At 70.0% G+C, this 13,232-nt stretch carries 11 protein-coding genes; 10 read left to right on the forward strand and 1 reads right to left on the reverse strand.

Annotated elements, in window-relative coordinates:
* Positions 1–5 precede the first annotated feature (5 nt).
* Entirely contained in the window at positions 6–632 is a 627-nt protein-coding gene (locus D0B54_RS14695; RefSeq protein ID WP_117295264.1) for a DUF502 domain-containing protein, read from the forward strand.
* The gene (locus D0B54_RS14700) at positions 629–1,858 is read left to right on the forward strand and encodes an MFS transporter (RefSeq protein WP_117292042.1); all 1,230 of its coding nucleotides are present in this window, start codon (positions 629–631) and stop codon (positions 1,856–1,858) included. The genes D0B54_RS14695 and D0B54_RS14700 overlap by 4 nt, the downstream gene beginning before the upstream one ends.
* 94 nt (positions 1,859–1,952) lie before the next feature.
* On the opposite strand, the gene D0B54_RS14705 is transcribed toward D0B54_RS14700, so the two are convergent.
* Positions 1,953–2,975, reverse strand: coding sequence for an AraC family transcriptional regulator (locus D0B54_RS14705; RefSeq protein WP_117292043.1), 1,023 nt, complete (start codon positions 2,973–2,975; stop codon positions 1,953–1,955).
* A gap of 128 nt (positions 2,976–3,103) precedes the next feature.
* Between D0B54_RS14705 and D0B54_RS14710 the strand changes: the two genes are divergently transcribed.
* The 8 genes from D0B54_RS14710 to D0B54_RS14745 all read left to right on the forward strand — a co-directional run bounded on the left by D0B54_RS14710 (position 3,104) and on the right by D0B54_RS14745 (position 13,000).
* A complete protein-coding gene (locus D0B54_RS14710) occupies positions 3,104–3,709 on the forward strand; it encodes a helix-turn-helix domain-containing protein (RefSeq protein ID WP_162932438.1) in 606 nt (201 codons plus the stop codon).
* The gene (locus tag D0B54_RS14715; protein WP_117292045.1) at positions 3,706–4,824 is read left to right on the forward strand and encodes a hypothetical protein; all 1,119 of its coding nucleotides are present in this window, start codon (positions 3,706–3,708) and stop codon (positions 4,822–4,824) included. Before D0B54_RS14710 ends, D0B54_RS14715 begins: the two co-directional genes overlap by 4 nt.
* 161 nt (positions 4,825–4,985) lie before the next feature.
* Positions 4,986–5,891, forward strand: coding sequence for an alpha/beta hydrolase family esterase (locus D0B54_RS14720; RefSeq protein WP_117292046.1), 906 nt, complete (start codon positions 4,986–4,988; stop codon positions 5,889–5,891).
* A 124-nt stretch (positions 5,892–6,015) separates the two neighbouring features.
* The gene (locus D0B54_RS14725) at positions 6,016–7,344 is read left to right on the forward strand and encodes an FG-GAP repeat domain-containing protein (protein ID WP_162932439.1); all 1,329 of its coding nucleotides are present in this window, start codon (positions 6,016–6,018) and stop codon (positions 7,342–7,344) included.
* A gap of 4 nt (positions 7,345–7,348) precedes the next feature.
* On the forward strand, positions 7,349–8,725 hold the full coding sequence (locus D0B54_RS14730) for an FG-GAP repeat domain-containing protein (protein ID WP_117292048.1): 1,377 nt from the start codon (positions 7,349–7,351) through the stop codon (positions 8,723–8,725).
* Between the two features lie 129 nt (positions 8,726–8,854).
* Positions 8,855–10,099, forward strand: coding sequence for an FG-GAP repeat domain-containing protein (locus tag D0B54_RS14735; RefSeq protein WP_162932440.1), 1,245 nt, complete (start codon positions 8,855–8,857; stop codon positions 10,097–10,099).
* On the forward strand, positions 10,096–11,343 hold the full coding sequence (locus D0B54_RS14740) for a Kelch repeat-containing protein (protein ID WP_117292050.1): 1,248 nt from the start codon (positions 10,096–10,098) through the stop codon (positions 11,341–11,343). The genes D0B54_RS14735 and D0B54_RS14740 overlap by 4 nt, the downstream gene beginning before the upstream one ends.
* Positions 11,344–11,365: 22 nt before the next feature.
* On the forward strand, positions 11,366–13,000 hold the full coding sequence (locus D0B54_RS14745) for a GMC oxidoreductase (protein ID WP_205527132.1): 1,635 nt from the start codon (positions 11,366–11,368) through the stop codon (positions 12,998–13,000).
* Positions 13,001–13,232: the final 232 nt, after the last annotated feature.

The raw sequence follows: 13,232 nt of genomic DNA on the forward strand, positions 1-13,232 counted from the left end.
AACGGCTGCGCAAGTTCGCGGGCACCTTCTTCACCGGCCTGCTGGCGATCCTGCCGATCCTGGTGACGGTGGCGCTGGTGATGTGGCTGGTCGGCGCGGCGGAATCGGTACTCGGCGGCCTGCTGGGCTTCCTGCTGCCGCGCGGCCTGTACCTGCCGGGCATGGGCCTGCTGGTGGCCATCCTGCTGATCTACCTCGTCGGCCTGGGCATGCAGGGCCTGTTCGTGCAGCAGGCCTTCGGCTGGCTCGAGAGCGGCCTCAACCGCATCCCGCTGGTCAAGACCGTCTACGGCGCCGTGCGCGACCTCACCGGCTTCATGTCGAACAAGCGCGAGCGCAAGTTCGGCCAGGTGGTCATGGTGCAGCTGCCGAACCTGCCGCTGCGGCTGGTGGGCTTCGTCACGGTGGACGACCTGGGCGAGGCCGGCATCTCCGGCTGCGATACCGGGGGCTGCGTCGCGGTCTACCTGCCGATGAGCTACCAGATCGGCGGCTATACCGTGATGCTGCCGCGCCAGCACCTGACACCGATGGACATGAGCTTCGAGGAGGCGATGCGCTTCGTCATCACCGCCGGCATGTCGCGGCCCAGCGAGGAAGCGCCGCGCGGCGGCAATCCGCCCGCGGCATGAACGGCAGCCGGAGCTACAAGCTGCTGCTGCTCGGCAGCCTCTACCTCGCGCAGGGCCTGCCCTACGGCTTCTTCACCCAGGCCCTGCCGGTACTGATGCGCGAGGCGGGGCTGTCGCTCAAGGCGATCAGCGCCACCAGCCTGCTGTTCCTGCCCTGGGCGCTGAAGTTCCTGTGGGCGCCGCTGGTGGACCGCACCGGGACACGGCGCCAGTGGATCCTGCCGCTGCAACTGAGCGCGGCGCTGGGCGCCGGTGTGCTGGCCTTCGTCGACATCGGCAATTCCTTCGGCGCGATCTTCGCCGCGCTGCTGCTGTTCAACCTGCTGGCGGCCATGCAGGACGTGGCCACCGACGGCCTGGCGGTGCGCCTGCTCAGCGAGCAGGAACGCGGCCTGGGCAACGGCCTGCAGGTGGGCGCCTATCGCCTGGGCATGGTGCTGGGCGGCGGCTGGCTGCTGTGGGTCTTCGCCAAATCCGGCTGGCAGACCATGTTCCTGGCGATGTCGGGCCTGTTGCTGCTGACCTGCCTGCCGGTGCTGTTCCTGCGCGGCGACGTCGCCGAAAGCCATGCCTCGCGCCCGCCGCTGCGGCGCCTGCTGTCCGGCTGGGCCTGGCGCCTGCGCCAGCCCGGCCTGCTCGCCTTCATCGGCCTGATCTGCGCCTACAAATTCGGCGACAGCATGGTGTCCTCGCTGATCGGCCCCTTCCTGAAGGATTACGGCCTGTCCAAGGAAGAGATCGCGCTGCTCAAGGGCACGCTGGGCTCCGTCGCGGGCCTCGCGGGTGCGGCCTTGGGTGGCTGGACGGCCTGGCGCCTGGGCCGCCGCGCCGCGCTGCTGGGCTGCGGCCTGCTGCAGACCCTCAGCCTGCTGCCCTATCTCGTCGTGGCGCTGGGCTGGGGCGGCAAGCAATGGATCTGGGCCGGCTGCCTGGGCGAGCACCTGCTCGGCGGCATGGCCACGGTGGCGCTGTTCACCCTGATGATGGACGCCAGCGATCCCGATCATGCCGGCACCGACTACACCCTGCTGGCCTGCGCGGTGGTGATCGGCACCGGCCTGGCCTCGTTCACCGGCGCCGCGATCGCCGACGCGGCGGGCTACGCGCCGATGATGGTGACCGGGCTGCTGCTGTCGGCGGCGGGCTGCATCACGCTGGTGGTGCGGCTGGATCGGGGTGCGGGGCCGGCGCGGCTGCGAGCAGTGTGGGCTGCGCGTGGGCCTTGATGCGTTCGCAGGAGCAGCTGCTGCTTTGTGAAAGCACAGGTGCGCTGTGGCACCTAGACCTCCCGCAGGACAGGCAGCTATCAGAAGCGGACGTTCAACTGGACTTTACAAGTACCCGTGAACGGAACGCGCCGGGTGACTCACCGCTCCATCGCTTGAACGCGCGCTGGAACGCACTCTGCTCCGAGTAACCCAGCAGGAAGGCGATCTCGGTGATGTGGATCAGGGGGTCGGCGAGATAGCGCTGCGCCAGTTCATGGCGCACGCCCTCGATCAGGGCGGAGTAGGTCATCCCGCGCTCGGTGAGCTTGCGCTGCAAGGTGCGCGTCGCCATGTGCAGTGACTGCGCAACGTCCTCCACCCGCGGGACTTCCTTGGTCAGCTGGCGCGAGACGTAGGCACGCGCCTGCTCCAGCGGATCGTCGGAGGCGGCCGCCTGGATCAACAGGCGCTGGCCGTACTCGTCCATCATCCGCTGGATCATCGGATCCTGCCGCGGCATCGGCAGCCCCAGGATCGTCTCGTTGAACACCAGCGCTTCGCGCGGCGCGCCGAAGCGGATGGGGCACTGCAGAATACGTTCGTGCTCGCGCAGGTCGGTCGGCGCCGCGTGCCGGAACTCGGCGCGCGTGTAAATCCGCTGCACGCCCGTGGCCCAGCGCGAGAACACCACCCAGCTGGTCACGTCCAGCTCGGAGAAGGCGCGGCCCGGGTGGTAGTCCGTCGGCTGCCAGACCAGGGCCATGTCCTTGCCCATGGGCTCCACCGTCACCTTGTTGATGGTGTCGACCAGCGTCTGGTAGCGCACCGCGCGCTCCAGCGCCTCCGCCGCGGTGGCTGCGCTCATCACGGCATAGCCCTGCACGCCCAGGTGCCGCGGCTCCACGCTCTCGCCCACGTGCAGGCCGATATTCGGATCGCCGGTCAGGGCTGCGGCGTCGTCGAGCATCCGGACGTACTGGCGCGCCGGAATCTGGCCCGAGTCGTTGCCCGGATCGACACCGGCGCGCGTGGCAAAGGCCTTGGCGTCATGTCCACGTGCGCCGAGGTAGTCCAGCAGCGCGCCGACATAGGTGACGGCCACGGACAAGTGCTGCGGGATGGCGCGGTCAGTCATCGGCCTGGCATGCGTCGTCAATACGACGCTCTCCTCTTGAGCCTACGTTGGGCTGGGCCGTCCCGCTCCTCGCGGCTGCGGCCTTTGGGTGCCTTGGAGCATATCAGGAGCAAGGGACGGGACACATCGTGGACGGCATTTCCGGTAATGGCTGGGCAGCGGCGCGGCAGCAGGAATTCCCGCCCCCTCCCGCAGGCGAGGACGATGGCGTGCCGGCGCACTATGTCCTGGGGGTGATGGAGCTGGCGCTGGCCCGCGGCGTGCCGCGCGAGCGCATGCTGCGCCAGGCCGGCCTGCCCGAGGGATGGTGTCCCGCGCCGGAGTCCACCGTGGCCTGGGAGCTGTTCCGCCGCCTGCTGGCCGCGGGAGTGGATGCGCAGCCGGCACGGCAGGCGTCGGATTTCCCGGACCGGGTGCGGCAGGCGCTGCGCGCCCCCGGGGATCACTACCTGTGCCTGCGCGCCGTGGCGCAGCGTCTGTGCATGTCGGAGCGCACGCTCAAGCGCAAGCTGCAGCGCTGCGGTAGCGGCTACCGCCAGCTCCTCGACGAGCTGCGCTATCGCGAGGCCGCCGCCCTGATGCGCCAGGCCAGCCTCAGCGTCGAGGAGATCGGCGCGCGCATGGGCTATGCCTCCCCCGCCAACTTCAGCCGTGCCTTCCGCCGCTGGGCCGGCGCGCCTCCGGGGCAGTACCGCAGTTCCCGGCTGCTGGCGGCCACGGTGGCGCAGTCGTGAAGGCCGCCACGGCCGGCGCGCTGCTGCTGGTCCTGCTGCTGTTGGCCTGCGGCGGCGGGGGAGTGCCGGGCATGGCAGGCCAGGAGCCCGAGGAGCCGCCGGTCGATCTCGATGGCCCGGGCCGCTACTACGTGTTCCGCACGCTGCCGCACCGGCCGCGCCAGCCCACGTCCGAGCAGCTGCGCCGCTGCTATGCGCATTTCGGCCTGGTCGGTGGCCTGCTGACCAGCTTCGTGCAGACCAACGCCGTCAGCTTTGCCTTCTCCAGTGATCCCGACAGCGGCTTGGTCAGCGGCGAGACCGCCACCTATCTCGGGCCAGGCTTCATCTGCGCCCGGCCCGCGCTCAACTCCGACTACACCGAGGCCTATGCCTACGCCAGTATCCCCGGTGCCGGAGACATCGATGCCCAGGGCAACTGCCTGATTTCGCCGCAACTGCAGGGAGGCTCCACGCCAGCCGCCTTCGTCGGCTGCCGCATGGCGCTGCAGCCGAAGATCGAGGTCAACGTCGCCGGGGGCTTGGCGGTCAGCAACACCGTCTCCGGCTCCATCTTCACCGCCTACGTCGTGCCGGCCCAAGCCGGCACGGAACTGCCTGCCGCCGCGCCGCCGCCGCGCATCCCCGAAGAGGAGATCGGGGCCCTGCCCAACGACCCCGACTTCTGGGTCCTGCGCAGCTTCGACGAAAGCCTGCCTGCGGACTCCGGCGACTGTGCCGCGGGCGAGACACAGCGCTTGCTCGCACTCTCGCCGGTGGAGGCCGACGCGCAGACTTCGCGCCTCAACCCCTGGCAGCCCCTGCGCCGCGTCGCCGGCGCCCGGCTCTGCCTCGGCGCGGCGGGCGGCACGCGGCGCAGCGCAACGGCCAGCGTGGACCTGCTGCGCCACGGCGCGCCACTGAGGGTCGAGGCCAGCGGCGACTGCGACTACCTCGAAACCCCCGCCGGCATGCATTGGCTGCAGCAGGCCTGCGTGCTGCGCTTCGTCCGCGCCAGCGATCCCGCGGTCACCGGCGGCCTGCTGACGATCAGCGGCCTGGTCCAGGCCCAGGCGCCCCTGGTTCCGGCCAACTCGCAGGTCTGGACGCTGTCGCTGCTGCCTCCGGCACCGTGATCCGGCATGGCGTACGCGGTCATCGGCTCGGCGCAGGCGGTCAATACCCCACCGGCCCCATGCCCTAATTTCCTCTACGCCGGTGAACCTCACCGGCGCGCCATGCCAGGACAGGTGACAGGAAATAGCCGGCAAGGTCGCCAGCCCCAAGGAGGAAAAACATGAAGTCGCTTCAACAAGTGTTGCGCACGGCCTGCGCCGTGATCGGACTGTCTTTCGCCGCGCCGTCGATGGCCATCGACCTGCCGTTCTGGAACCTGCCGGGATTCCCCGCACCGTCGACCTGCTCGGTGGCGCCGACCACCGGCATCGGCAGCTTCAATGGCACCCTGGCCGTGGTGCCGGTGGGCATCAGCGGGCGCTGGTACAGCCTGCATGTGCCGCCCGGCCTCACTCCCGGCCAGAAGGTCCCGCTGCTGATCGACCTGCACGGTGCCGGCGAGTCGGAAGACCTCGCCGAGTACCAGACCGGCTGGAGCCCGTACGCCAACCAGAAGAAGTTCATCGTTGCCTACGGCCAGGCCCTGGGCACCGTCGTCGGCGGCACCTTCTGGAACGCCTACAGCGAGCATGGCAACGACGAGCAGTACCTGCGTGACGTCATCGAGCACGTCTCCGCCAAGTACTGCATCGATGCCAAGCGGGTTTACGTCGAGGGCTTCTCCAACGGCGGCGTCATGGCCCAGCGTGCCGCCTGCGACATGGCCGATACCGTCGCCGCGGTGGCCTCGCATGCCGGCGCCACGCCGACGATGCTCGGCGCCGCCTGCAACCCGATCCGCCCGATCGGCGTGATGATGTCGGCCGGCGATGTCGATCCGACCCAGTTCACGCAGTACGACGAACAGGCGCGCGCCATGTGGATCGCCAAGAACGGTTGCTCCACCTCACCGGTGAGCAGCAGCGACAGCTACGGCACCACCGACAGCCATGGCGGCTGCTCCGGCGGCGTCCGCGTCGACTGGCGCATCCTCACCAACACCACCCACCAGTGGCCGCTGGGTGCGGGCCAGACCGATCTTCACGACCGCATCTGGAACTTCCTCACCTCGCACACGCTGCCCTGAGCGCAGCCATTGCAGGGCTTCACCGCTGCGCCGGAGGGCAACCTCCGGCGCAGTCTTCCTTGCAGGGATGGAACAGCAGAATATGAGCGCTTCGAAGCGCCCCAGGTCCGAGGAGAGGGAGTCGATGAACAGGCAGGGAACCCGCATGCGCAGGTCCGCGGCGCCTCAACGGCGGTTGCTGGCCGCAGTCGCGGCAGCCCTGCTGCTGGCCGGCTGTGGCGCGGCCGACAGCGATCCCGTCGCGGACGGCGTGGGCGGCATCATCCGCCAGCTGAGCTTCACCGAGCCGGCCGGCTTCAGCGCCGGCACCGTGCCCTGGCTGGTGGTGACCGGTGACGTCAACGGCGACGGCCGCCCTGACGTGGTCACCGCCAACGTCGGGCTCGGCAATGCCGGCGTCTCCGTCGTGCTCAACCAGACCGAGCCGGGCGCGGAAAGCCCCAGCTTCGCCGCGCCCAGGCATCTGGCCACCGGCATCCTCACCGGCATCGGCACGCTGGGCGTGGCGCTCGGCGACATCAACGGCGACGGCCTGGTCGACATCATCGCCGCCAACAGCATCACCGCCCCCGCCGCCGCCATCTCGGTTTTCATCAGCCGCACGCCCAGGGGCTCCAGTGAGCTGGCCTTCGAGCCGGCGCGGCGCTACACCGCCGGCATCGGCGCCTCCCTGGTCTGCCCCGACGACGTCAATCGTGATGGCCGCATGGACCTCATCGTCACCAACTCCTTCGACAGCCCCGCCAGGGTCGTCTCGGTGCTGCTCAACCAGACCGCGGCGGGTGGCGATCTCGCCTTCTCCGCGCCGACCGCGTTCGCCGGAGGCAGCACGCCGGAAGGCATGGCCTGCGGCGATCTCAACGGCGATGGCCTGACCGACATCGTCGTCGGCAACACCAGCTCCAACGAGATGACCGTGCTGCTCAACCGCACCGCACGCGGCGCGGACACTCCCGACTACGCCGGCCCCTTCAGCATCGCCTCGCCCATGGCCACGGCGGTGAAGATGGCCGACTTCAACGGCGACGGCCGGCTCGACCTGATCACCGGCGAGGGCGTCAGCGGCGCCGGCGTCAACATCGCGCTCAACCTCACGCAGAACGGCGCCATGGAGCCGGCGTTCTCGGAGCTGACCCACTTCGACACGCAAGGCTGCGTCACCGAGGACATCGCCGTGGCCGACTACGACGGCGACGGCCTGCTGGACTTCGCCGCCGCCAACGACAACGCCCTGTTCTGCGCGCCGCGGCCCACCGGAGTCGCCGTGCTGGCCAACCGCACGCCGCGCGGCGCCGCCAAGCCCGAGTTCACCGAGGCGCTGACCTATCCGCCCGGCATCGCCTCCAACACCATCGCGCAGGCCGACTTCAACGGCGACGGCCGCCCCGATCTCGTCGCCGCCACGCCCACCGCCGGCGCGGTGCTGCGCGTGCTGTTCAACACCAGCCACTGAAGCCATGCGCAGACTTCCAGGCCTGGTGGCGGCGACGGCGTCCGCGATCCTCGCGGCCTGTTCCGGCAGCGGCGCGGAGCAGAGCACCCCGTCGTCGCGCGCCGGCTGCGCCGCCGGCGTGGTGCTGGAGTTCATGGCCCCGTCCAACTTCCAGGTCGGCACCGGCTCCTGGTACGCCGTGGACAGCGACTTCAACCGCGACGGCCGGCGCGATCTCGCCGTGATCAACGCCGGCGCGGTGACCGGCGCCGGCGGCCTGTCGGTGCTGATGAACGCGACGGCGCCGCGCGCCGAGAGCGCGCAATTCCTAGACCCGGTGAAGTTCACCACCGGCGCCAGTCCGCAGGCCCTGGGCCTGGCCGACATCGACGGCGACGGTCTCGACGACCTGCTGGTCGGCAACTGGCTCGGCAGCGGCCTGTCCGGCCTGCTGCCCGGCATCCTGCTGCCCAGCAACGGCGCGCTGTCGGTGCTGCTCAACCGCACACCGGCCGGCGCCGACGAGCCGCGTTTCTTGCCCAAGGTGGATTTCCGCGCCGGCCCCGGCACCGGCGGTGTCGCCGCCGCGGACTTCAACCGCGATGGCCGCATCGACATCGCCACCACCAACTTCAACACGCCGGGGCGCGGCGGCCTGTCCGTGCTGCTCAACCGCACGCCGCGTGGTACCGATACGCCGGCGTTCTCCGACACGGTGTTCTACGATGTCGGCGCCGCGCCGATCGGCCTGCAGGCCAAGGACATCAACGGCGACGGCAAGCCGGACCTCGTGGTCGGCAACTCGCTGGGCTTCACCGTCTCGGTGCTGATCAACCGCACGGCCGACGGCGCCACGGAGCCGGACTTCGCCGCGCCGCTGGATTTCGCCGTCGGCAGCTTCGGCAACGGCCCGGAGACGCTCGACCTCGAGGACATCAACGGCGACGGCCGCCTCGACGTCGTCAGCCCGCATTTCTTCACCCCGGGCCCTGGCGTCATCTCCATCCTGGTCAACACCACGCCGCCGCGCGCCGCCACGCCCAGCTTCGCCGCGCAGGTCGTGGTCCATGCCGGCATCGCGCCGGAGCAGGTGATCCTGGAAGACATGGACGGCGACGGCCGCCGCGACATCGTCGTCGCCAACTTCGGCGAGGTCTCCACCGGCCGCGCCGTCGTGCCGGGCCTGCCCGGCGTCTCCGTGCTGCTGAATCGCACCGCGCCCGGCAGCGATCAGATCGAGTTCGCACCACGCCAGGACCACGCCGCCGGCAGCGGCCCCGCCGGCATCGTCGCCAGCGATCTCAACGGCGACGGCCGTCCCGACCTCGCCGTCGCCAACATGCTCGCCATCGGCGGCGGCTTGTCGGTGCTGATGAACCAGGGTTGCGGACAGACACCGTAACGCCGTGGCGCAAGCGGTCATCGCGGCGGCGCAACGGGTCAATACCGCCGCGGAATACCTCACCTAATTTGTCGTACCACCTCGGCGAAGGTGGCAACACGACAAGCCGCGCGAGGGATGATGATCACGATGGGTTCAAGCGCTTTGCGCCTTGCGGCGGCAAGCCTGCCGCTGCTGCTGGCCGCCTGTGGTTCCTCCGGCGGTGCGGCGCCCGCCGCGCCGCGCGATGGCGCGGGCACCGCGGCCAGGGACATTCGCCTCGAAGCCGACGAGCCCTACGCGCTGCCCGGCACGGGCACCGGCTTCGGCGCCGGCGGCGGCGCGGTCGGCGACTTCAACCACGACGGCCACGCCGACCTCGCGCTGGCCAACGGCCGTGGCGGTGGCATCAACATCCTCCTGAATCGCGGCGACGGCCGCTTCGCAGAAGCGCTGGTGGCGGAGGCTTCCGGCACGGTGCAGGCCATCGCCAGCGGTGACTTCGACGGCGACGGCCTGCTCGATCTCGTCGCCGCCGGACTGCAGGACTTCTCCGTCACCATGCTCAAGGGCCAGGGCGATGGCCGCTTCGTCGCCGGCGCCTCCAGCATCGTCGGCCTGCTGCCGCAGGGCATCGTCACCGCAGACTTCAACCATGACGGCCGCAGTGATCTCGCCGTGCTCAACGGCTCGCTGACGCTGGCCGTGCTGCTGGGGCAAGGCGATGGCCGCTTCGGCCCGGCATGGCAGCTGCCGGGCGGCCTGTTCACCACCTCCATCGCCAGCGGCGATTTCGACGGCGATGGCCATGCCGATCTCGCGCTGGCCGATGGCGTCACCGAGATGCTGACCGTCTACCGCGGTGCCGGCGATGGCAGCTTCGTGCGCGGCGGCCTGAGCTTCGCCGGCGGATTCGCCGAGTCCATCGTCGCCGGCGATCTCAACGGCGACGGCCTCGACGACATCGTCGCCGGCCTGGTCGCCGCGCCGCTGCGTGCGCTGCTGCAGGAGTTGCCGGAGCAACAGCTGCGCCTGCTGGCCGGCCCTTACGGCAGCGGCGCCGACGTACTGCTCGCGGACGGCCAGGGTGGTTTCGCCGCGCCGGTCCACTACCTCGCCGGCACGGCCGCCACCGCCGTGGCGATCGACGACTACGACCGCGATGGCCGCGCCGATATCGCGGTGGCCAGCTTCCTGTCCAAGGACCTGACCCTGCTGCGAGGCAGCGGCGGCGGCCTGTTCGCCCCCGGCCCGTCCTACGAGGCCAGCGGCGGCGCCCAACTGCTGCTCTCCACGGACTACGACGGCGACGGCTGGCCGGACCTTGCCGTGCCCGGCGGCCTCGGCGCCGCCGAGCTGACGATCTTCCGCAACGTCTCCGGGAGCGCGCCATGAAGCCGGCGCGCATCAGCGGTCTCGCGCTGCTCCTGTTGCTGACCGCCTGCGGCAACTCCAGCGATCCCGCCGGCGGCCCCGCGGAGCCGCGCTACGACAACGCCGCCGGCCGCTGGGAGCAACTGCCGCCGAGCCCGCTGAAACGCCTCGAGGCCTTCGGCACGCGCGTCGGTCGCCACATCTACATCATCGGCGGCTACGAGGAGCAACGCCTCGGCGCCTTCGGCTTCGGCCTGCCCCTGGAGGTCGAGCCGATCCCCGGCGCCAAGGTCGAGCGCTACAACCTCGACTCCGGGGCCTGGGACTTCGCCAAGCCGATGCCGCTCCACCTGGATCACGCGCGCGCCGTCGAGTACCAGGGCAAGCTCTACGTCACCGGCGGCAATGCCGCCGTGGCCTTGGCCCTGCCGCTGTTCTGGGAATACGACCCCGCGACCGACGCCTGGACCTCGATGCCGCCGATGCCGCAACCGGCCGCCGGCCACACCGCCGTCGTGCTCGGCGACCAACTGGTGGTGGCGGGCGGCTACATCTTCCCGGTCAACTTCCCCTCGGTGCAGCTGTTCGACTTCGGCACGCGGCGCTGGAGCCGCGGCCCCAACCTGCCAGTGATGCCCGATCACGCCCAGGCCGTGGCGCTCGATGGCTACATGTACGTCATCGGCGGACGCCCCAACGACGTGATGCAGGGCCTGGCCTACAAGCAGGTGCAGCGCTGGAAGCCCGGCATGGACGCCTGGGAGTCGGTCGCGGAGCTGACCTACACGCGTGCCGGCGGTGGCGCCGCCGTTGCCTGCGGCCGCATCGTCGTCGTCAGCGGCGAAGACCCGCACCAGGAGCCGCGCGAGGTACGGCCACAGACCGAGGTCTACGACCCGACGCGCAATCTCTGGTCGCGCCTGCCCGACATCCCCACGCCGAGACATGGTGTCATCGTGGTGTCCGACGGCGCCGACATCTACGCGATCGAAGGCGGCGACATGGAAATCCTCGGCGTCAGCAATGCCGTCGAGCGCCTGCGCCTGGACTGCGCGGCGGTGGCCGCGCTGCCGGCGGCCGAGCCGGAGGACGCGCCCGAGGGCCTCTGTGTACCCGATATCGTGCCCGCAGCCGGCGGCCATTGCGGCGGCGACTACGATCCCGCACAGCCCGGCACGCCGGAGACCCTGATCCCGCAGCTGGCCGAGCTGGAGCGCCTGTTCTTCGCCCTCATCGACCGCGGCCGCGATGGCGGTGGACCTTGAAACTCATCAGGGCAAGCGCGGCGTGAGCAGCCACGACTGCGACTTCCTGATCGTCGGCAGCGGCTTCGGCGGTGCGGTCTCGGCCCTGCGCCTCGCCGAGAAGGGCTACTCCGTGCTCGTGCTGGAGCAGGGCCGTCGCATCGGCCCCGAGGAGATCCGCGCCGCCAAGCACAACCTGCTGAAGCTGTTCTGGCTACCGGCACTGGGCCTGAAAGGCTTCTTCACGCAGCGCCTGTTCCGTCACGTCGGCATCCTCGGCGGTGTCGGCATCGGCGGCGGCTCGCTGGTCTGGGGCAGCGTCCTGCTGGAGCCCAAGCCCGCCTTCTACCGCGATCCCGCCTGGAGCGGGCTCGGCATCGACTGGGAAGCGGACCTGCGCCCTCACTACGACACCGCGCGGCGCATGCTCGGCTGCACCACCAACCCGATGCTCAGCGAGATGGACGAGCATCTGATGGCCACGGCCGGGCGCATGGGTGCGAAGGCCAGCTTCGGACGCACGCCGGTCGGCATCCACTTCGGCAAGCCGGGTGAGACGGTCGTGGATCCATATTTCGGTGGCGAGGGGCCACCGCGCACCGGCTGCATCTTCTGCGGCGGCTGCCTCACCGGCTGCCCGCAGGGCTCCAAGAACTCGCTGGACTACAACTACCTCCACCTCGCGCAGCGCCACGGTGCGCGCCTGCTGCCGGAGCACCAGGTGACGGCGCTGCACCCCTTGCCGGGTGGCGGCTACGCCATCTCGAGCCGGCAGCCCGGTTTGGCGGGCTGCCGCCACCCGACACTGCGCGCGCGCAAGGTCGTGCTGGCCGCCGGCGTGCTCGGCACGCTCGACCTGCTGCTGCGCGCCCGCGACATTCACCGCAGCCTGCCCGCGCTCGCGCCCAGTTTGGGCCAGCGGGTGCGCACCAACAGCGAGTCCCTCGTCGCCGTGCTGGCCCCGGAACCGCAGACCGATCTCAGCCACGGCGTGGCGATCTCCTCGGATTTCCATCCCAACGCGCATACGCACATCACGCAGAACCGGCTGCCGCCCAACTATGCCTACCTGCGGCTCCTGCTGACGCCGCTGGTCGATGGCGCGCGTCCCTGGCGCCGTGCATGGGTCACGCTGGGCCGCTCCTTGCTGCAGCCCATGCCCCTGCTGCGCAACTGGTTCGGCAGCAACTGGACGAAGCGCATCAGCCTGCTGACCGTCATGCAGCACCTGGACAACGAACTCAGTTTTCGCCTCGCACGCCCCTGGTGGGCCCCCTGGCAGTTGCTGCTGCGTTCCCGCGCTGTGCCAGGCAGGCAGGCCCCCACCTACATTCCCGAGGCCAATGAAGCAGCACGACAGTTCGCCGCGGTCAGCGGTGGCCATGCCTTCAACCTGGCGCCCGAGAGCCTCGCGGGCATGTCGCTGACGGCACACATCCTAGGCGGCTGCGGCATGGGGCAGGATCAGGGGGCCGGCGTCATCGGCACCGACCATCAGGCGCACGGCTATCCGGGTCTCTATGTCATGGATGGATCCGTGGTCTCGGCGAACCTGGGTGTCAATCCGAGCCTCACGATCGCGGCGCTGGCGGAGCGGTTCGCGAGCGCCATACCGACGGCTTCTATGTACCACCCTGCAGAAGGGATCGACGAGTCAAGGCCGATCTCACGCCGCTGATGAATTTTGGCGTTGCCAATGTCCGCAGCACTAAGCCACCATCCGTCGCCGACATGTTCAGCGCAAAGCCGCTCCGGAACCGCATCCACACCTGGGCATCGAGTTGCAGTAGCTCGCCCAAAAAACTCCGACTGATTTTGCAGCTTTCGCTACAAAATCCAGCAGCATTGAAAACAATGGCTTATCCAGGACAGTTGAGCTGACTCCATTTGTTGAGCCACCGCTCCTGCAT

This window comes from Solimonas sp. K1W22B-7, from assembly GCF_003428335.1.
Taxonomy (GTDB): Bacteria; Pseudomonadota; Gammaproteobacteria; order Nevskiales; family Nevskiaceae; genus Solimonas_A.

Excerpts from the sequence above, each read along its gene's own strand:
- D0B54_RS14720 (WP_117292046.1), top strand. The coding sequence starts at position 4,986 with ATGAAGTCGCTTCAACAAGTGTTGCGCACGGCCTGCGCCGTGATCGGA.
- D0B54_RS14700 (WP_117292042.1), top strand. The coding sequence starts at position 629 with ATGAACGGCAGCCGGAGCTACAAGCTGCTGCTGCTCGGCAGCCTCTAC.
- D0B54_RS14730 (WP_117292048.1), top strand. The coding sequence starts at position 7,349 with ATGCGCAGACTTCCAGGCCTGGTGGCGGCGACGGCGTCCGCGATCCTC.
- D0B54_RS14735 (WP_162932440.1), top strand. The coding sequence starts at position 8,855 with ATGGGTTCAAGCGCTTTGCGCCTTGCGGCGGCAAGCCTGCCGCTGCTG.
- D0B54_RS14740 (WP_117292050.1), top strand. The coding sequence starts at position 10,096 with ATGAAGCCGGCGCGCATCAGCGGTCTCGCGCTGCTCCTGTTGCTGACC.
- D0B54_RS14705 (WP_117292043.1), bottom strand. The coding sequence starts at position 2,975 with ATGACTGACCGCGCCATCCCGCAGCACTTGTCCGTGGCCGTCACCTAT.
- D0B54_RS14725 (WP_162932439.1), top strand. The coding sequence starts at position 6,016 with ATGAACAGGCAGGGAACCCGCATGCGCAGGTCCGCGGCGCCTCAACGG.